Below are 19638 nucleotides of genomic sequence, written 5' to 3' on the forward strand. Positions count from 1 at the left end.
CACCGTCCCTGGCAGCTTCCAGGAGTCCGCCGTGCCGCGAGCCCCTCCCATCCAGGTACCCGGACGGGAGGGGCAGTTCAACAGGGGCAGGACTGTCCGCCGGCCTGGGCGCAGTCGGAAAGGCGGTGCGGCACCGCGTAAGCGAGCATCGACGCGCGGAAGGGTCATGCGTCGAGCGGGAACGGGGCTCCGTCGGCTCCATGGGCCAGCAGTTCGGCGAAGGCGGCCACTGTCGGGGCCTTGAACAGGCTCGGGACGGTCACTCCGATACCCAGCGCCTCACGGATCCGGGCCACCAGGCGGATCGCGTCGAAGGAGTTGCCGCCCAGAAGGAAGAAGTCGTCGTGGATCCCCATGTCGGGCGCGGCAAGCACGTCGGCGAACAAGGAGCAGAGCAGCACCTCGGTCGTGTCGCGCGGAGCGGCCGTTCTCCCGGTCGGTCGGCGCCGGGGCGCAGGGAGTGCCGCCCGGTCGAGCTTGCCGTTGGCCGTCAGCGGAAGCGCGTCGACGATCACGAAGTGGTCCGGAACCATCTGTGGCGGGAGCCGGAGCTCCGCTTCCCGCCGCACGTCATCGACGTACAGATCCGGAGACGACCAACCCGACCCACGGTACGCCGGTGCGCCACTCTCCCCGCCGCCGGAGGCCGGCTGCCCGCCGCGGACTGCGTAGAGGGTGACCAGACCGGTCTCCGAGAGCATCGCCAGCCCGTCGACGGTGACCCGGTACCCCCGCTCCTCCAGTTGGCCCCGGATCCAGTCGATCCGGCCCGGGGCGTTGTGCGCTTCGATCACCAGCTGGCGGACCAGGTTCCAGTGCTCCTCACGGAGCCCCAGAAGCACCTCGCGTTCGCTCTTCTCCGCATCGATCTTGAGCAGGTCGATCCGTTCCACACCGGTCTCGTCGATGACGTCCGACAGCGTGCGCAGCTCGCAGGTCACGTCGGTGTGTCGCAGCCGCTCTGTGAGCAGACTGTCGAGATCCGCCGCGCCGCTCTGCGGAAGGGCTTCCCGCATCGGCTGCTCGTTGCGGACGAAGGCCTCCAGGACACCGCGTTCCTCGGCGATGTCACCGAATCGCCCCGACATTATCGACAGTTGCGGATAGTAGGTGAACGACGCTGTACCCGCCGCTTCGGCGAGGCCACACGGGAACAGCCTGGCGTCGACTCCGTGCAGTCGGGTGTTGAGTTCGAGCATGCGGAACAGCTGCGGAATCGGCTCGAACGAATGGACCACGCTGCCGGGACGGGCGCGGGCCACCGCGAGCGCGAAGAACCCGATGTGCGCGCCCACGTCGAAGACGCAGGCCCCGGTGTCGGGCAGCGTGATCCCGTGCCGCAGATACTCGCCCTCCTCGAAGATCTCGCGGTACAGGAAGTCCGCCTCCGCCCGGTTGGACGCGACGACGGCCATGCCGTTCGGTAGGGTCTGCAGGTCCTTCCGGTCGAGGAGCCCGGCTTCTTCGAGGCGGCACAGGTTCCGCAGCGCGGCGGCCTCGACGGGGTCGGGTACCAGGTAGGCGGTCAGCCGCGTCTCGCCGGCCTCGTCGGGCCTCGCGGCCACCACCGCGTCGGCGACCGCGGCGTGCCGGGCCAACGTCGCTTCGATCTCGCCGAGTTCGATGCGCACGCCGCCCACCTTGACCTGGTGGTCGGTGCGGCCCAGGTAGTGCAGGATCCCGTCCGGGTCCCGCCGGGCGAGATCCCCGGTTCGGTACATCCGGCTGCCTTCAGGGCCGTGGGGATCGGGGACGAACCGCTCTGCTGTCAGCCCCGGCCGGTTGACGTACCCCCGGGCCAGCTGGACACCCGAGATGTAGAGCTCGCCGGCCACACCGGGCGCGGCCTGGTTCAACTGCTCGTCCAGAACGTACAGCCGGGTGTTCCGCACCGGGGCACCGATCGGCACCGGGCCGGGTGGGTCGCCGGGGCCGCAGCGCCAGTAGGACACATCCACCGCGGCCTCGGTGGGCCCGTAGAGGTTGTGCAGTTCGGCGTCCAGGAGGCGGAAGAACCGTGACCGCAGGTCGGCCGAGAGCGCCTCGCCGCTCGCGAACACCCGGCGCAGCGAATCGCATCGGGCCGTCGTCGGCTCTTCGAGGAAGTGACGCAGCATGGACGGGACGAAATGCACGGTCGTGATCCGCTCCGCCCGGATCAGCTCGGCGATCCGGGTGGGATCCCGGTGCTCGTCCGGCCCGGCCAGGACGAGGCGCGCACCGACGCACAGCGGCCAGAAGAACTCCCACACGGAGACGTCGAATCCGGAGGGGGTCTTCTGCAGGACGCGGTCGTCGTGGCCCAGCGGATACTCCGCCTGCATCCAGCGCAGGCGGTTGACGATGGCCTCGTGGGACACGGCCACCCCCTTGGGCCGGCCGGTGGATCCCGAGGTGAAGATGACGTAGGCGGTGCTCGACGGGTGCAGCGAGGGCCACCCGGTCTCGTCTGTCTCGGACGCGCCCTCCTCCGACATCCGCCGGACGTCCTCGCTGTCGAGCATCAGCACGGGCCGTGCGTCCTCGGTCATCTCCCGTACACGCTCGGCGGGCAGCAGCGGATCGACCGGAAGGTACGCGGCCCCGGCCCTGTGCACCGCGTAGAGGGCGACCAGCAGTTCCACGGATCGCGGCACCGCGACCGCCACGATCGTTTCGGGCCCCGCCCCCTTGGCCATGAGCAACCGCGCCAGTCGGCCGACCCTGGCGTCCAGCTCGGCGTACGTGAGAGATGCGTCGACGCCGACGAGCGCGACGGCGTCAGGGGTACGGGCCACCTGGGCCGCGAACAGATCGGGCAGAGTCTCTGCCGCCATGTCGTGAGCCGCGGAGTCGCTCATGACGTCACTTCCCATCGTTGTCGAACTGACCGCCGGACCGAGACACGCTACGGAAGGGGCGTTGCGGACGCATGGAAGGCCGCCCGGCGCAGTGCCTCGATGTGCGCGGCCAGCGTCTCGACGGTCGGCGTGTCGACCAGGGCGCGCACCGGGATGTCCAGCTCGAGCTCGGCCCGCAGTCGGCTGACGACCGCCAGCAGGGAGAACGAGTCCCCGCCGGCCTCGAAGAAGTTGGCCCGCACGTCCACCTCGGCGAACCCGAGCACCTCCGCCCAGGCCGCCGCGACGGTGCGCTCCGTCTCCGTGCTCGGCGGCGTCACGGCCGTCGGAAGCACAGGAATCGGCTCGGGTCGGGGCAGCCGCTGGCGGTCCACCTTGCCGGTCGGGGAGAGCGGCATGGCCTCGAGCCACATGAACACGGCCGGCTGCATGACGATGGGCAGCTTCGGGGCGAGGTGGGTACGGAGCGCGGCCTCGTCGAGCCCGCTGCCCGGTGTCCTGACCACGTGGGCGACCAGCCGCTGGTCGGGCTCCAGGACCACCACGGCGTTCGCCACCTCCGGGTGACCGCGCAGCACCGATTCGATCTCCTCCAGCTCGACCCGCACGCCGCGGATCTTGACCTGATTGTCGACCCGGCCCAGGAACTCCATCTCCCCGTTGGGCAGGCGGCGCACCAGGTCACCCGTGCGATAGAGGCGTCGGTCGGGCCGGGCCGGGTCCGGGGCGAACCGGTCGGCGGTCAGGGCGGGCTGGTTGCGGTAGCCGCGAGCGACGCCGTCACCACCGATCCAGAGCTCGCCGGGCACGCCGATGGGCTGCAGGTTCCCCCAGCGGTCGACCACCGCGCAGGAGGCGTTGGCGATCAACTCACCCAGCGGCATGGAGCTGCGCTCCAGCGGCTCGTCGCCCATCCGGCCGACCAGGGCCGCGCCCGCGGTCTCCGTCGGCCCGTACTCGTTCCAGATCTCGCACCCGGCGGAGACGACCGCACGGGTCCGCGCCACCAGGTCGGCGTCCAGGTTCTCGCCACCCATGGACACGTGCCGCAACGTCGGCATGTCGAGGCCGGCGTCGGTGATGCCGCGCATCTGGGTCGGCGTCAGGTACAGCATGTGGATCGACTGCTCGTTGATGAACCGGGCGGTGGCCCGGCCGTCGGCCTTGACCTCACGGGGCAGCATGACCAGGCAGGCGCCTGCGGTCAGTGCGTGGAACATCTGCTCGACAGACCAGTCGAAGTGGTAGGAGAGGTTGTGCACCACCCGGGTGCCGGGCCCGATCGGACGGATGTCCTGGGCCCACTGGATCCACGGGGTGATCGCGGTGTGCGGCAGGCCGACGCCCTTGGGCCGGCCGGTGGTCCCGGACGTGTACATCAGGTACACCAGCTGCGAGGGATGCAGCGCGGACCCCGGGGCGCCGCCCCGCGCGCCGTCCCGCGCGGTGCTCACCACGTCCACGCTCTCCAGGACGGCCGTCGGCAGCTGGTCCCGCAGTTCCGGGGTGGTGACCAGGATCTTCATCCCGCTGTCCGCGACGACGTACGACATCCGGTCGACGGGGGCGAGCGGATCGATCGGCACGTAGGCGGCACCGGACTTCAGGATGCCGAGGATGCCGACGATGAGGTCCACCGACGGGTCCGCGCACAGGCCGACCAGATCGTCGGTGCCGATGCCGCGCGCCGTCAACTCGTCGGCCAACCGGGATGCCCTGCTGTCGAGTTCGCGGTAGCTGACCCGCTCGTCGCCACTCTCCACCGCGTCCGCGTCCGGGGTCCTGAGCGCCTGCGCCTCGAACAGCCGGTGCAGGAAGAGGTCCGTGGGGTAGGGACCGCAGCCGGCGGTGGACCACTCCTCAAGCTGACGACGCTCCTCCTCGGGAAGGATGGTGAGCTCGGAGAGGCGCTTGGCGGGGGCGGCCACCGCGTCGGCCGCGAGCACGGCCAAGTGGTCGAGGATGCGCCAGGCCTTGTCCTCGAGGAAGAGGTCGGTGTTGTAGTCGATCGCGAGGCGGTACGTGAATTCGGTCTCGACGACCCGGAACACCAGGTCGAACTTGACCGCCTTCAGGTTCAGGCCCAACTCGACGTCGTTGACGGTGATCCCGGCCAGCTCCGGCGCCGGGACCGCGTGCTGGTACGCCAGCATGACCCGGAACGGCCCCTGCCGTGAGGAACGGTCGGTCGAGACCGCGTTGACCACCCGCTCATAGGGGACGTCCTGGTGGGCGAAGTCCTCCAGGATCCTGCCCCGGACCCGGCCGAGCAGCTCGGCCAGCGTCGGGTCGCCGGACAGGTCGCTGCGCAGGGCGAGGGTGTTGAGGAAGCACCCGAGCATGGACTCGAGCTCCGGCAGATCACGGTTGGCGCTGGGGATGCCGACCACGATGTCCGTCTGGCCGCTGTACCGGCTGAGCAGCACGTTGAGCAGCGTGAACATGGTCATGAACGGAGTGGCGTTGTGCTCCCTGGACAGCTCGCGGATCCTACGCGACACCGCTCGGGGCAGCTCGATGTCCACCGACGCCCCCTGGCTCGTGCCGGTCTCCCGGGGCGGCAGATCGGTCGGAAGGTCCAGCACGGGGAGCGGGCCGCGCAGTCGGTCCTTCCAGTAGTCCAGTTGGCGTTCGAGCGTGGCCCCGGTGACCGTGCGCCGCTGCCAGGCGGCGTAGTCGGCGTACTGCACCGGCGGCTTCACGGCCGCAGGGATCCCGCCGTCGGCGGCGGCGGCGTAAAGCTCCAGCAGCTCGGCCATGGCGAGTTCGAAGGAGTACACGTCGGTGATGATGTGGTGCAGGTTGATGAGCAGGACGTGCCAGTCCTCGTCCAGCCGGTACAGCTCGACCCGGAGCAGCGGCCCCTGCTCCACGTCGAACGGCCGCTGGGCGGAGTCGAGGAGCAGACCGGCCAGAACCTGCTCCTGCTTCTCCTCCGGCTCGTCCCGGAGGTCGACCACGGTCAGCGGCAGTTCGGCCTTGGCCTGGATCACCTGCTCGGGGAATCCGTCGACCGCCTTGATGGTGGTGCGGAACACCTCGTGCCGGTCGACCAGCGCCTGGACGGCCTGCCCCAGGGCCGTGATGTCGAGCGGGCCCACGAGCTCGTTCGCCATCGGGATGTTGTAGCGGGAGCTCGCACCCTGGATGTGCTCGTCGACCCACAGCCGCTGCTGGGTGAACGAGGTGGGCGCGTGGAAGACCTCGCCCGAGCGCCCCTCGAACGGCTCGATGGTCTGTTCCGCCCCGGGCTCCGTCTCCCGCATCGCCTCGATGGCCGCGGTCAGCTCGACGAGGGTCTGTGCATCGAAGAGCACGCTGAGCGGAATCCGGATGCCCAGCTCCTCGCGCAGCCGGCTGATCGCTCTGGCACCTTTCAGTGAATTTCCGCCCAGCGCGAAGAAATTGGCGTCAGGACCGGATATCTCGGTGTGCAGGACAGCCGTCCACACATCCGAGACGACGTCCATCACGGACCGCTGCGACATGTCGTTCCACCTAAATCCGTCGATCGAGAGGATGGTTGTTTCGAAGGGCTTCGGGTCAGTGACCGTTCTGCCGGGGCACGGCAGCGAGCCGCCCGGCGATCTCGGCGAGCACGGCCGGACGGGCAGAGTGCAGGAAGAAGTGGCCGCCGGGAAAGACCCGCAGGTCGAAGCCGCCGGCTGTGAGCTCGCCCCAGCGCGGCATCGCCGCATTGCCCGCGGGATCGTCCTCGGTCCCACCGAACGCCGTGACCGGGCAGGTCAGCAGCGGCCCGCCGGTGAACCGGTAGGTCTCGACCACCGCGAGGTCGGCCCGGATCACCGGGAGCATCAGGCGCATCAGTTCCGGGTCCGCCAGAACCGCTTCCGGTGTCGCGGACCAGGAGCGCAGTCTCCCGATCAGCTCCTTCTCCGGACCGGCGTGGTACGCGGTCTCCTCCCGGGCTTGGGGCGGTACGCACCCCGAGACGAACAGCCGGGTGGGTGAGCCGATCTCCATCCGCTGCAGGGTGCGGGTGAGGCTCCAGGCCACCAAGGCGCCCATGCTATGCCCGAAGAATGCGAACGGACGGTCCAGGTGCGGGATGACCGAGGGCACCAGGACGTTGAGCACCGCGCCCATCCGGTCGAACAGCGGATCGCCCAACTGGTCTTCTCTGCCCGGAAGTTGTACCGACCACGGCTCGATGTCGGCGGGCAGGGCGGCGGCCCAGTCGCGGAACACCGAGGCACCGCCGCCGGCGTACGGGAAGCAGAACAGCCGCGTGGCCGCCTGTGGTCGCTCGGCGAGCGGCCTGACCGTCACCCTCATCGGCCGGTCCCACCCGCCATCTCCCGGCGCAGGCTCAGCGGACGCATGTCCGTCCACACCTCGTCGACGTGCGCGAGACAGGCCTCCTTCGAGCCCCGCTCGCCCGTCTCCCGCCAGCCGGCGGGCAGCTCGCGGCCCTGCGGCCAGATGGAGTACTGCTCCTCGGAGTTGATCACCACGACATAGCCGTCGTCGTCACGCTGTCCGTCCATGGGCCCTTCCTTTCGGTGAGATGGCGGAATACCGGCTCAGGCGTTCGGCGTCCCGGGCCGGGAGGCTCGCAGGGCCCCCAGCCGACGACGGCCGGCGGGTACGGTCCGCGCCGCCCGCCGGGCCCGCGCCAGCGGCTCCGCCAGGGCGGCCAGCGAGACCGTCACGTCCTCGACGACCGTCCGCAGGACAGCCAGAAAGGCCGACCGGACCTCCTCGGCCTCGGACTTCGCCAGCCGTCGGGAGTTGTAGTTGAGCCGCAGACTGAGCCGGTCGCCGTCCGGCTTACCGAACAGGCAGAGGTCGAGCTGCGAGGTCTGCCGGGCCGGGGGCAGGAAGTCCGCGAACTGGAAGGAGGTCGAGAAGACCGGGTTCCGGCCGGGTCGGGATTCCACATCGAGCTTCTCGAGCAGCAGGGCGAACGGATAACGGCTGTGCGCATAGGCGCCGATGCTCACGGCCCTGGTCCGGCGCACGACCTCTTCGAAGGGGTCCGCACCCGACATCCGCACCCGGACGGAGAGCGGGTTGACGAAACTGCCGAACATGCCGTCCAACTCCTTGGTGTCCCGGCCGGAGAACGGGACGCAGACCACGATGTCGTCGTCGGCGCTGATGTCTCGCAACGCGACCGCGTAGACGCTGAGCAACAGGATGTGCGGCGTGACGCTCAGCTTCTTGACCAGTGCCGCCAGCCCTGCGGCCGTGTCGGCCTCGACGTCGAACTCCAGCGTCTCGTTCACCACCTCATCGGCGGGCGCATCGTAGTCCCCGATGCGCAGCCGTGGCAGCGGGGCGGCCAGCTGGTCGAGCCAGTACACCTCCATGGCCTTGCTCCGGTCGCTCGCCAGCCACTCCCGCCGACCCCGTACGAAGGCGTCGTAGGTCGTCGGGAGCGGGGGCAGCTCCGGCTCTCCATCCGCGGCGAAAGCTCTGTAGCAGAGCAGCAGTTCGCGGATGAAGATGCCCATGCTGGTGCCGTCCGTGATGATGTGGTGCACGTTCACGTAGAGGCAGTGGTGGTCGGCAGCCAGCTTGAACACCTTGAGCCGCACCGGCGGGGTGGCGAGTTCGTCGAAGGGGGTCGCGTTCTCGGCCCGGACGCGCCGATCCAGTTCGGCCGTCGGATCGGCCGCGCCGGTCAGGTCGACGAGCGGCACGTCCAGGTCGAATTCAGGCAGGACACGCTGGCGCGGACCCTCCGGAGTGTCCCGGAAGGACAGCCGCAGGGCCTGGTGCCGGTCCATCAGGAAGGCTGCGGCACGGCGCACGGCGACGATGTCCACCGCCTCGTACAAGTGCTGCCAGTACGGAAGGTTGGATTCCGCCCGACCCTCGTCCAGCTGATGCTGGAGCCACAACCCCCTTTGACCGTTCCACAGTTCGAACCAGGCCCTGTCACCCTCGAAATCGTAGGGGTCTGCCACTTGGCCAGCCAATCTTCAAATCAATGGTTTACAGAATGCCCGGACCGACGTGACCGATTCAGAGAGGCTTTCCACTGATTCCGAGCATTTCAACAGGCGTGGGTAGCACCCGACAGGAGAATTAATTCACACGCCGCGACCCACATAGTCTCTTTCGATTCCCTTCACCCTGTCAAGATTCCCATTTACCGGATTTCATTCTCATCCCCGGTGGCCAGCAGGTTGGTGAGCAGGACCTTCACAGCGGGCGCGCGGAACAGCTCCTCCGCCGTCACATCGACCCGGTGCACCGCCCCGGAGCCCGGCCAGTCGAGCGCCTCGCTCAGCAGGACGTGGGTGGGAGCCGGCGGGACCTCCGGGGGCACCGCCGCGGTCAGAGTGAAGCTGAGCCAGGCCCGCTGCCCCTCGGTCAGTTCGACCAGGATCTCCTCGTCGAGCCCGGGCGAGCAGCCGACGATCACCGAGAGCAGGAAGGAGCCGGCCAGGGTGAGCGCGTCTCCGGACGGCAGGCCGGTGATCGTGGGCACCTCGGCGGACTCGTCCATGGCCAGGGCGAGGTCGTCCAGCAGTTCCTGAGGAGCCTTGGGGTCGACCGGTGCCGGGTCGAGCACGATGAGCGGGACGTCCGGCCCGGGCAGCGCCTCCACCAGCGCCGAGGCCAGGCCGACGGCCGAACAGTAGGCCAGCACCGCGACCGGGGGCGGCCCGGCGGCGGTGATCCGCTCGGCCCAGTGGGCGGCCTGCTCAGCCGTCCCGACGACTCCGTCGGCGAGGCCGGGGTAGTGCAACGGGTCGATCCTGAGGGTCCGCTCCTGCCAACCGTCGGGCAGGATGCCGCCGAAGGTCCTCCGGGGCACCTCGTTCCCGAACTCCAGTATCACGAGGGGCCGTTGATCCTGCATCACTCTGCACTCCTGACGGCTTCGTCGACCGCGGCGGAGAAGTCCGCGAGGACCGGATGATTGAAGATCACCTGCAGCCCGATCTTGATGCCGAACTGCTCACGCGTCCGGGACACCGCCCGGGCGGCGATCAGCGAGTGCCCACCGATCTCGAAGAAGCTGTCCCCGGAGCGGGGGACGTTCCCGGTCAGCTCAGACCAGATCTCGGCGATCCGCGCCTCGGTGGCGCCGAGGGGGGAGGGCTCGGCCGCGGCTGCGGCCGGAGTGTCCGGCAGGGCCTTCCGGTCGATCTTGCCGTTGGGTGTCAGCGGCATCGCGACGAGCCGGTGCAGCCCGGCGGGGAGCATGTACGCGGGCAGCCGACCGGTCAGTGCGGCGCGGATGTCGCCCGGCTCGGCCTCGCCGCAGTAGAAGGCGCGCAGCGATCCGCCGTCCTGGTCCGGCACGTGGACGACGGCCGTCTGGTCCACTCCGGGAACAGCCAGGATCTCCTGCTCGACCTCGGCCGGCTCCACCCGGTGACCGCGGATGCTGACCTGGGCGTCCCGTCGCTCGACGAACTCCAGCTCGCCCTCGGCCGTCCAGCGGCAGAGATCGCCGGAGGAGTACCAGCGGTTCTCGTCCTGGTCGGCGACGAACTTGCGGCCGGTGAGCTCCGGGTCGCCCCGGTAGCCGAAGGCCAGGACATCGCCTCCGATCAGCAGTTCCCCGGGCACTCCGGGCTCGGCGACCTCGACCCCGTCGGCATCCACCAGTCGGACCTTCGCGCCGGCGATGGGGCGTCCGATCACCGGCGCGCCCTCGGTGGGGCAGCGGCGCAGGTCCGCGCTGGCGGTGGTCACCACGGTGGCCTCGGTCGGCCCGTAGTGGTTGAAGACCGCGGCGGGGAAGCCGGCCGGCGGGCTCACCCGGAGACGGTCCCCGCCGGTCAGCAGGACGGCCAGGCCGACGGGCGGGGCCGGGAGGGCGAACAGTTGCTCGGCGAGCGGGGTGCTCAGGAAGCAGTGCGTGATGGCGCTCCGCTCGATGAACTCGGCGATCACCGCGCTGTCGACGATCAGCCGCTCGGCCGGCAGCACCAGCGTCGCCCCGCTCGCGAGAGCCGCCCAGACCTCCCAGACCGTGGCGTCGAACCCCAGCCCGGCGAAGGCTCCGACCCGCACCCCGGGCCGGGTGCCGTAGGTCTCCCGGTGCCAGGACACCAGGTTCGCCAGGCCCGCGTGGCCGACCTCGACGCCCTTGGGCGTACCGGTCGAACCGGAGGTGTAGATGACGTAGGCCAGCGGGGCCGGCTCCACCGACGCCGGGGCCGCCCCGGTGCCGTCGAGTACCGGAACGCCCGCGGGCACCCGTCCGGCGAGCCCCTCCTGCGCGAGCACGGCCACCGGCCGGGCGTCGTGCAGGATCGCCTCCACCCGGCCGTCCGGCAGTGCCGGGTCGAGCGGCAGGTACGCGGCACCCGCGAGCCAGCTTCCGAGCTGCGCCACGATGCCGTCGATGCCGCGCTCGAAGAGCAGACCGACGAGGCAACCGCTCCGGTGGTCCTCGGCCTGCCGTATGCGTCCGGCCACCGCGGCCGCCGCGTCCCAGAACTGACGGTAGGTGAGCTTCTGCTCGCCGCACTCGACCGCGACCACGTCCGGATGCGCGTCGACGATCGCGCCGAGCATCCGGACCACCGTCCGTTCGTTCACGATGCCCTGCATCAAAGACCTCTCCTATCCCCGGCAAGCAGTTTCTGGTCCGCCCGGGCGACGCGCTCCACCACGTCCCTGTCGCCCCGGTGATCCTGGTGGGTGAGGACCTGGCGGACGTGGTGCTGCGACACCCGCTCCCCACCGATGAGGCTGTCCGCCGACTCCGGGGAGCCGCTCGTCACTCGTGTCATCCCGACTCTCCTTTCAGCGATGTGCGGTCGGCCGTCAGGAGGCCGTGCCGCGCACGGCCAGGCGTTCCAGGAGGGTGATGCCGAAGTGCTGCCTCGTCACCGGCGGCCCGTCGAGGGCGAGATCCGCCCACCTGCCGGCGAGGCGCTCCAGCACGATCTCGGACTCCAACCGCGCCAGCCCCGCCCCGAGGCAGTAGTGCGCGCCGAAGCCGAAGGTGAGGTGCCGCCTGATCTCGCGGTCGTAGTCCAGAAGGTCGGGGTCGGCGAAGACGGCCGGGTCGCGGTTGGCCACGCCGAGCATCAGCAGGACGAGATCCCCCTCCGCGATCAGGTGACCGGCCGCCTCCACCGGCGCGGTGGCCACCCGGGCCACCTGCTGGACGGAGGTGTCGAAACGGAGCAGCTCGTCGACGGCCGAGCCCGGTTCACGGCTCCGCAGTCCAGCCCAGGCATCGGCGTGCAGCGCGGCCCGAACGGCCTTGCCGATGAAGGTCGAGGTGGTCTCGTACCCGGCGTAGATCAGCAGGCTCGCGGTGGCCCAGATGTCGGCGGCCTCGATGACGCCCCTCTGGTGGGCGTCGCGCAGGAGCCAGAGCCCGGTGCCCTCGCGGACCTCCGAGCGCAGGGCCTCGTCCACCACGTCCGCGATTTCCCGCAGGGCCCGATGCCCCCTGGTCCTGACCTCCGGCAGGTAGTCCGCCATCAGCAGCGCCGCGATGTCGGGCGCCCAGTCGTGCAGCCGGGGCGCGACCTCCCCGGGCAGACCCAGGATCCGGCAGATGACCCGGCTGGAGAGCGGGACGGCGAGTTCCGTCATCACCTCCAGCCCGTCCGTCCGCCCCGCCAGGAGCTCGTCGACCAGCTCTTCGACGACGGGACGCATCGCGGCGAGCCGGTCGGCCGCGAAGAGCGGTGCGACGAGCCGGCGGGCCGCCGCGTGCTCGGGGTCGTCGTTGAACATGAACCACCTGCGCACGACCTCTGCGGCGCGCCCCTCGCCCTCTCCCTCCCGGTGCAGGGTGGTGGTGCCCCGCTGCGGCCAAGCGGCCGACAGAGCGGGGTGCCGCAGCAGAGCTGTCGTCTCACGGAACCCGGAGACGATCCACACCTCCAGGTCCTCGTCCCAGCGGACCGGCTCCTCCTCCCGCAGCGGGAGGTAGTCCGCGCAGGGGTCGGCCGCCGGACGGTCGTCGTCGCGGTAGGGGCAGCCCGCGGCCTGTCTCACGGTCACTTGGCACTCTCCGGGTTCTGGTCGACCCGGCGCAGCGGGGCGTACTCGATCTCGTCCGGCGCGGACGGCTCCGGGTCGCGGATGACCGTCACCCGGTCAAAGGTCTCCGGTGCGACGGCCGGACTCACCACGGCTCCCCCTTCGTGCAGACCGCCTCGACGGCGGCCACGAGCTCACGCTCGGCGGAGTGCAGGAAGAAGTGGTCGCCGTGGATCTTCTCCACTCGGAAGGGACCATCCGTGTAGTCCGCCCACACCTCGACCGAAGCCAGGTCCGCCTCGTCGTCCGTGTCCCCGTAGAACGCCACCACCGGGCAGCCGACCGTACCTGGGGTACCGGTGCCGTACTCACCGAGGATCCGGTAGTCGGCGCGGATGACGGGAAGGTAGATCTCCATCAGCTCCTCGTTCTCCAGCAGCTCCTTCGGAGTCCCGCCCACCGCCGCCAGCCGCTCGATGAGTTCGGCGTCGGAGAGTCGGTGGTTGTCCGCGTCGACGGCCGGCAGCCGGGGTGCGCGGCTGGCCGAGACCAGCAGCGCCGACGGCTCCGGAGCACCCTTGGAGCGGAGCGACTTGGTCAGCTCGAAGGCGATCACAGCACCGAAGCTGTGGCCGAACAGCACGTATGGCGAGGCCGGGTCGAGCTGCTGGTACAGGTCCGCGAGCAGGGCTGCCAGCTCGTCGACCGGCTCCTCCACGCAGCGTGAGCCCCGGCCGGGGAGCTCCAGCGGCACGACGGTGACGCAGTCCGGCAGGTGCCGCTGCCACGAGTCGTAGACGCGTGCCGAGCACCCGGCGTAAGGAATGCAGTAGAGGTTCAATTGGGCATCTCCGTACGGAGGATGTGGTCGGTCAGCGAGGCGACGGTCGGGTACCGGAAGATGTCCTTGATCGGCACCCGGACGCCGAGGCCGTCGGTGAGCCGCTTCTGGAGCACCGTCAGGAGGACCGAATTCCCGCCGGCGTCGAAGAAGTTGGTGTCCTCGTCGACGGAGTCCGCGGCGAGCGTCTGCCCCCACGCCTCGGCCACGAGTGCCCGGACGTCCCCCGAGGGCGCTGCGGCGGGCGATTCGGCGGCCTGCACCACCCGGTCGCCGACGGCCAGGCCGGCCGCCAATCCGATCCGGTCCACCTTTCCTGTGGTGGTGCGGGGCAGCACGGACAGGGCAGTGATCCTGGCGGGGTGGTGGCTCGGCGGCAGCCGGTCCTTCAACCAGCCCTGGAGGTCCGCCTCGGCGCGCTGTACCACGAAGGCCACCAGCGCCGCGGCGTCGGGCCGGTCGGCGTCCTGGACCAGCACGACGGCCTGCGAGACCTCCGGGTGCTCCTCCAGGACGGCCTCCACCTCGCCCAGCTCGATCCGGTGTCCGCGCAGCTTGACCTGGCTGTCCAGGCGGCCGAGGAACACCAGTGCGCCGCCCGGCCCCCGTCGGACCCGGTCCCCGGTGCGGTAGAAGCGGCGGCGGCCGTCAGGGGTGTCGCGGTGCAGAAAGCGCTCAGCCGTCAGTTCCTCCAGGTTGAGGTAGCCGTGCGCCAGCCCCTCCCCGTAGAGCAGGAGTTCACCGCTCTCGTCGGCGAGGAGGCCCACCCCGGCCACCGGCTCGCCGAGCGAGATCCGCTCGGCGGAGTCCACCCGCGCCGCCGTGGCCCAGAGGACCCCCTCGGTCGGGCCGTACACGTTCCAGAGTTCACCGCACCGCGGCAGCAGCTCCCGGGCGAGGCTCGGGGTGAGCGCCTCTCCGCCGGTCCACAGCCGGCTACCGGGCGCGCCCTTCCAGGCGGAGGCCGTCAGCATCCGCCAGAAGCTGGGGGTGGCCTGGACGACGTCCGGCGCGGCCTCCGCCACCAGCTCCGCGAAGGCCAGCGGATCCGCCCTGATCTCCTCCGGGACCACCGTGAAGGAGGCCCCCACGGTCAGCGGAAGGACCAGCTCCACCAGCGAGATGTCGAAGGACAGCGCGGCCATCGCCAGCACGCTCTCGCCGGCCGCCAGTCCCGGCCGCTCAGCCAGGGCGGCGAGGCGGTCGATCAGGGCCTCGTGGCCCACCATCACACCCTTGGGCTGCCCGGTCGAGCCGGAGGTGTACAGGATGTAGGCGATCTCACCCAGGTCCGGTTCCCTCGGCGGCGAGGGAAGTCCGTTCCCCTCCAGGACGAACTCGCCCTCGGCCAGCTCGCGCAGCAGCAGGGCAGGGCGGGCGTCGTCGAGGACCCGGGCCCGCCTGGCCGGCGGGCTCTGCCGGTCGAGCGGCAGCACGGCGCAGCCCGCGGCATTCGCGGCGAGGATGCCGACGGCCCCACTGAACCGGCTGGCCGCGTCGAGCGCCACGACGGAGCCCGGCCGGACCTTCGCCGCTATCCGCTCGCCGAGGTCTCCGGCCAGCGCGGCGACGTCACGGTAGGTGTAGGTGCGTGCCGTCCGCGCGGCCACGGCCTCGGGCGTCCGCTCCACCTGAGCCTGGACGACATTCCACACTGTCTCCACGCGAGCCCCCTAGGTTCGAAGAGAAGTACTGGTCAGTGGCCGACGACCGGGAGCGCCCGGGACACGCTCCGGAGCACGGCCTCCCGCTCGTCGTTGAGGAAGAGGTGGCCGCCGGGGAAGACCTCCACCTCGGTCCGGCCGGTGGTCAGCTCGGCCCAGCCCTCGAGGTGCTCCTCGGCGACCCTGGGGTCCGCGTCACCACCGAAGACGGAGACGGGGCAGGTGAGCGACTCGCCCGGCCGGTAGACGTAGCCGGCGAACAGCGAGAGGTCGGCCCGGAAGGTCGGCAGGATGAAGGTGGCGAAGTCCGGGTTCTGCAGCAACGTCTCCGGCGTGCCGTCGAGACGGCGGAGCTCGTTGATCAGCTCCTCGTCGGAGAGGTCGAGTTCGCTCGGCTTCCTGGACTCGTGGGCCGGAAGCGCCCGGCAGCCGGACACCATGATCCGGACCGGCTCCAGTCCCTGCTCACGCTGCAGCCTGCGGGCGAGCTCCCAGCTGACGATGGCGCCCATGCTGTGCCCGAAGAAGGCGAACGGCCGGTCCAGGTAGGGGAGCAGGGCGGGGAGAAGGACGTCCAGCAGCTCTTCCATGTCCTCGATCGCCCGGTCGAAGAACCGGTCCTCCCGACCCGGCAGCTGCACGGCGAATGCCTCCACTCCTTCCGGGAGTCCGGCGCCCCACCCCCGGAAGACCGAGGCGCCTGCCCCGGCGTACGGGAAACAGAAGAGCCGGAGGGCGCCGGGCTCGGTCCGGCCGGGAATCGGCCGGACCCAGCTCTGGGCCGTCTGCGGTGGTGCCGAGTGCATGGGGTTCCGCTCCTACTGGTCGAGAGGGGCCGAGAGGGCTGGGACGCGCTCAGGCGCCGTGCCAGGACTTCCACAGCGCGGCGTACCCGCCGCCGGCCGCCAACAGCTCTTCGTGACTTCCCAGTTCGGTCACCCGGCCGCCGTCCATGACCGCGACCCGGTCCGCGTCGTGGGCGGTGTGCAGGCGGTGGGCGATGGCGATCACGGTGCGTTCCTTGAGCACGGCCGCCAGCGAGCGCTCGGTGTGCCGGGCCGTGGTCGGGTCGAGCAGGGAGGTGGCCTCGTCCAGGATCAGCGTGTGTGGATCGGCCAGGACCACCCGGGCCAGGGCGAGTTGCTGGGCCTGTTGGGCGTCCAGACGGAGCCCACCGGCACCGAGTTCGGTGTCCAGCCCGCCCGACAGCTCGTCCACCCAGTCGATGTCGACGGCGGCCAGCACCGCGTGCAGGTCCTGGTCGGTCGCGGCGGGCGCGGCGATCAGGAGGTTGTCCCGGACGGTGCCGAGGAAGACGTGATGCTCCTGGGAGACCAGGACGACGTGTCGGCGCAACTGGGCCGGGTCGAGCTCGGCGACAGGCACCTGCCCCACCGTCACCCGTCCGGTGCGGGGCGTCTCCGCCCCGGCCAGCAGCCGGCCCAGAGTGGACTTGCCGGCTCCGGACGGGCCGACGATCGCCAGCCGCTCGCCCGGACGGACGGTGAGGTCGACGCCGTGCAGGACGTCCCGCTCACCCTGGTAGGCGTACCGGACGTCGACCACGTCGATCCGGTCGTCCTCGGGCCGGCCGCCGCCGGTCACGACCGGGGCGTCCACCTGGCCGATGCCCTCGACTCGGGCGAAGGAGGCGTTGCTGCGCTGGAGTTGGTCGAGCCAGAGCAGGACCTTGTCCAGCGGCTCGGAGAGCTTCCAGAAGTAGAGAGCGCAGGAGACCACCGCGCCGGTGGTGACCGCGCCGGTGTCGCGCAGGGCGGCGCCGAGCAGCAGGATGCCGGCGACCGGGGCGATGTACGAGAACTCGACCACGGGAAAGAGCACGGTGCGCAGGTTGAGGGTGTGGGTACGGGTGCCCCGGCAGTGCTCGACCGCCGCGGCCGTGGCGGCGATCCGGCGGTCCTGGAGGCCCAGGGCCTCGACGGTGCGGGCCCCCGTCGCGGTGGAGGTGAGAATCTCGATCAGCGCGGAGTTGGCGGCGCCTTCGGCGAGGTAACCCGCGTGTGCACGGCGCAGGTACCAGCGGGTGGCGAACCAGATCCCGGAGAGGCAGAGCAACCCGCAGATGCCGAGCAGCGGGTTGACCACGAGCATGGCGACCAGGATCAGGAGGATCTGGACGAGCGCCACGGAGACCTCCGGCCCGGCGTCGCGCAAGGTGGTGCCGACGGCGGCGACGTCGGCGGTGCCGCGCGTCAGCAGGTCACCGACGCCGGCGCGTTCGGTCACCGAAGCGGGCAGGGCGAGGGCGCGGTCGACGAACCGCTCTCGGATCCGCGCCAGAGTCCGCTCACCGAAGCGGTGGGCGGTGTAGCGGGCGAAGCGGCCGAGGAGCAGCTGCGCGAGCGCGAAGCAGAGGATACCGAGGGCGAGTCGGTCGACGTGTCCGACCCCGGCGCCGCCCCGGACGTCGTCGATGATCCGGCCCAGCAGCCAGGGGCCGCCCAGACCGGCGGCCGCGGCCAGCCCGTTGAGGGTCAGCATCGCGGCGACCGCACGGCGGTCCTGCCCCATCAGACGCACGGCGGCCCGGCGGACCTCGGCGGGACCGGCAATCGGGAGCCGCCCGGGGTCGGTCTCGGTCTGAGCGGTCATCGGACGGCCTCCTCGGCGGGCGTGGACCCGGTGGCGGTTTCGCCGCGGGCCACCAGCGCGCGGTAGCCGGGCTCTGATGCGAGCAGTTCCTGGTGCGGGCCGGCCGCCGCCAGACGGCCGTCGACGAGGTAGCAGACGGTGTCGGCCTGCTCCAGGAGGACGGGGGAGGTCGAGGTGAGGGCGGTGGTGCGCCCGGTCCGCGCCCGGCGCAGCCCAGCGGCCATGGCGGCCTCGGTGTGGGCGTCCACGGCGGAGGTGGGCTCGACCAGCAGGAGCACCTCCGGGTCCGCCAGCAGGGCACGGACCAGCCGCAGCCGCTGGCGCTGACCGCCGGAGAGGTTGCTGCCCTGGGCCTGGATCACGGCGTCCAGGCCATCGGGCAGTGCCTGCACGATGTCCTCCGCCGCGGCGTCTCTGACGGCCTGGGCGATGGACGGGCCGGTGTGCTCGGACCGGCCGCCGACCACGGTGCGCAGCGTGCCGGAGAAGAAGTCGGCGTCGTTGTCCGCCACCACGATCCGGCTGCGGATCTCGGCCAGGGCGACCTCGGCGAGCGGCACGCCGCCCCAGGTCGCAGCGGATGCGCTGTACCGGCCGAGCCGGTCGACCACCGCCGCGGAATCGGCCGGGCGAGCGCTCACGATCGCGGTCAGCCGGCCCGGGACCAGTTCCACACCGGTGTCGGCGTCGCACAGGACTGACGGTTCGTCATGGGCCGGCCGGAGTGTCGCGGCGTCTTCGAAGGCGGGCTTCAGGTCGAGCATCCGGACCACCCGTCGGGCGGCCACCAGACCCCTGGTGAGGTCGTATCCGCCCTCGATGAAGTTGGAGACCGGTACCACCAGGACGGCGACGTAGCCGTAGACGGCGACCAGCGTGCCGATCGTGATGGTGCCCTCGGCGGCCATCCGGGCGGCCAGCCAGGTCACCAACGCGAGGAAGAGGGCGGGCAGGCCGACCGAGAGCGCTTGGATCCAGCTGGTCACGGCGCCGACCCGGTATCCCTCGGCCTGCAGGTTCTGCGATCCGCGCAGGTAGCGGCCGGCCATCATCTCCTTGCCGCCGATGCCGTTGAGTACGCGCATGCCGCCGACGATGTCCCCGAGCCGGGCGGTCAGCGCCCCCTGCTGCTGGCGGTACTTGGACTCCGCGCCCTGGAGGCGTTCCAGCAGCGGCCCGACCACGACCGCGAGCAACGGCACCCCCAGCAGGACCACGAGGGCGAGCGAGACGGAGACCGACAGCAGCAGCGCGGCCGCCACCAGGTACGCGACGACAGCACCGACGCCCGGGCCGGTGATCGTCAGGGTCTGGCTCATCTGCGCGACGTCGCCCACACCGATGCTGGCCACCTCGCCGGCCGTCACCTTCCGGGGCAGTTCGGCACCCAGCCGAGTGGAGTGCGCGACCACGACCTTGATGGTCCGGAAGGTGGCGTCCATCCGGACCCGCGTCATGATGCGGTGGCGCATGATGCCGAGCCATGCGTTGAGCAGCGCGGCGCCGACCAGTGCGGCCACCCAGCCGACCAGGACGCCGGTCTTCCCCCGCTGGAGCCCGTCGTCGATCGCACGCTGTATGAGGTACGGCGGCAGCAGGAGGCAGACCATCCAGAGGGTGCCGATCACCGCACCACCTGTCACCCGTCGGCGCTGACTCATGGTCAGCCACCACAGGTAACGCGCGGCACTTCGGTGATCCGGGGCTCCCGGGTCGGCATACGAATCCGTCATGAGTGAAACCCTAA

At 70.9% G+C, this 19638-nt stretch carries 15 protein-coding genes; all 15 read right to left on the reverse strand.

Translation table 11 applies throughout. The features are described from left to right. Positions 1–164: 164 nt before the first annotated feature. The 15 genes from ABZ449_RS15650 to ABZ449_RS15720 all read right to left on the reverse strand — a co-directional run bounded on the left by ABZ449_RS15650 (position 165) and on the right by ABZ449_RS15720 (position 19624). A complete protein-coding gene (locus ABZ449_RS15650; protein ID WP_360345765.1) occupies positions 165–2816 on the reverse strand; it encodes an amino acid adenylation domain-containing protein in 2652 nt (883 codons plus the stop codon). 71 nt (positions 2817–2887) lie between these two features. Then, positions 2888–6328, reverse strand: a complete 3441-nt coding sequence (locus ABZ449_RS15655) for an amino acid adenylation domain-containing protein (RefSeq protein WP_360345767.1) — start codon at positions 6326–6328, stop codon at positions 2888–2890. Positions 6329–6383: 55 nt separating this feature from the next. Next, the gene (locus ABZ449_RS15660) at positions 6384–7136 is read right to left on the reverse strand and encodes an alpha/beta fold hydrolase (RefSeq protein WP_360345769.1); all 753 of its coding nucleotides are present in this window, start codon (positions 7134–7136) and stop codon (positions 6384–6386) included. Then, positions 7133–7348 (reverse strand): MbtH family NRPS accessory protein, encoded by a 216-nt coding sequence (locus ABZ449_RS15665; RefSeq protein WP_360345771.1) that lies wholly within the window; start codon positions 7346–7348, stop codon positions 7133–7135. The genes ABZ449_RS15660 and ABZ449_RS15665 overlap by 4 nt, the downstream gene beginning before the upstream one ends. Before the next feature lie 36 nt (positions 7349–7384). Next, entirely contained in the window at positions 7385–8773 is a 1389-nt protein-coding gene (locus ABZ449_RS15670) for a condensation domain-containing protein (RefSeq protein ID WP_360345773.1), read from the reverse strand. 185 nt (positions 8774–8958) lie between these two features. Then, positions 8959–9654, reverse strand: a complete 696-nt coding sequence (locus tag ABZ449_RS15675) for a hypothetical protein (protein ID WP_360345775.1) — start codon at positions 9652–9654, stop codon at positions 8959–8961. Positions 9655–9674: 20 nt separating this feature from the next. Continuing rightward, positions 9675–11381, reverse strand: coding sequence for a non-ribosomal peptide synthetase (locus tag ABZ449_RS15680; RefSeq protein WP_360345777.1), 1707 nt, complete (start codon positions 11379–11381; stop codon positions 9675–9677). Beyond that, a complete protein-coding gene (locus ABZ449_RS15685) occupies positions 11381–11563 on the reverse strand; it encodes a hypothetical protein (protein ID WP_360345779.1) in 183 nt (60 codons plus the stop codon). Before ABZ449_RS15685 ends, ABZ449_RS15680 begins: the two co-directional genes overlap by 1 nt. Before the next feature lie 34 nt (positions 11564–11597). After that, complete coding sequence (locus tag ABZ449_RS15690) at positions 11598–12794, reverse strand: cytochrome P450 (RefSeq protein WP_360345781.1); 1197 nt, start codon at positions 12792–12794, stop codon at positions 11598–11600. Beyond that, positions 12791–12922, reverse strand: coding sequence for a hypothetical protein (locus ABZ449_RS15695; protein ID WP_360345783.1), 132 nt, complete (start codon positions 12920–12922; stop codon positions 12791–12793). The genes ABZ449_RS15690 and ABZ449_RS15695 overlap by 4 nt, the downstream gene beginning before the upstream one ends. Further along, positions 12919–13614 carry an alpha/beta fold hydrolase gene (locus tag ABZ449_RS15700; protein ID WP_360345785.1) on the reverse strand — a complete coding sequence of 232 codons (696 nt, stop codon included), beginning with the start codon at positions 13612–13614 and terminating at the stop codon, positions 12919–12921. The genes ABZ449_RS15695 and ABZ449_RS15700 overlap by 4 nt, the downstream gene beginning before the upstream one ends. After that, positions 13611–15278: a non-ribosomal peptide synthetase gene (locus ABZ449_RS15705; RefSeq protein WP_360345787.1), complete on the reverse strand. Its 1668-nt coding sequence runs from the start codon at positions 15276–15278 to the stop codon at positions 13611–13613. The genes ABZ449_RS15700 and ABZ449_RS15705 overlap by 4 nt, the downstream gene beginning before the upstream one ends. A 32-nt stretch (positions 15279–15310) precedes the next feature. Then, positions 15311–16084: an alpha/beta fold hydrolase gene (locus ABZ449_RS15710; RefSeq protein WP_360345789.1), complete on the reverse strand. Its 774-nt coding sequence runs from the start codon at positions 16082–16084 to the stop codon at positions 15311–15313. Positions 16085–16133: 49 nt separating this feature from the next. After that, the gene (locus ABZ449_RS15715) at positions 16134–17891 is read right to left on the reverse strand and encodes an ABC transporter ATP-binding protein (RefSeq protein ID WP_360345791.1); all 1758 of its coding nucleotides are present in this window, start codon (positions 17889–17891) and stop codon (positions 16134–16136) included. Further along, positions 17888–19624 (reverse strand): ABC transporter ATP-binding protein, encoded by a 1737-nt coding sequence (locus ABZ449_RS15720; protein WP_360345793.1) that lies wholly within the window; start codon positions 19622–19624, stop codon positions 17888–17890. The genes ABZ449_RS15715 and ABZ449_RS15720 overlap by 4 nt, the downstream gene beginning before the upstream one ends. Between the last annotated feature and the right edge of the window lie 14 nt (positions 19625–19638).

The organism is Kitasatospora sp. NPDC005856, from assembly GCF_040629945.1.
GTDB lineage: Bacteria > Actinomycetota > Actinomycetes > Streptomycetales > Streptomycetaceae > Kitasatospora.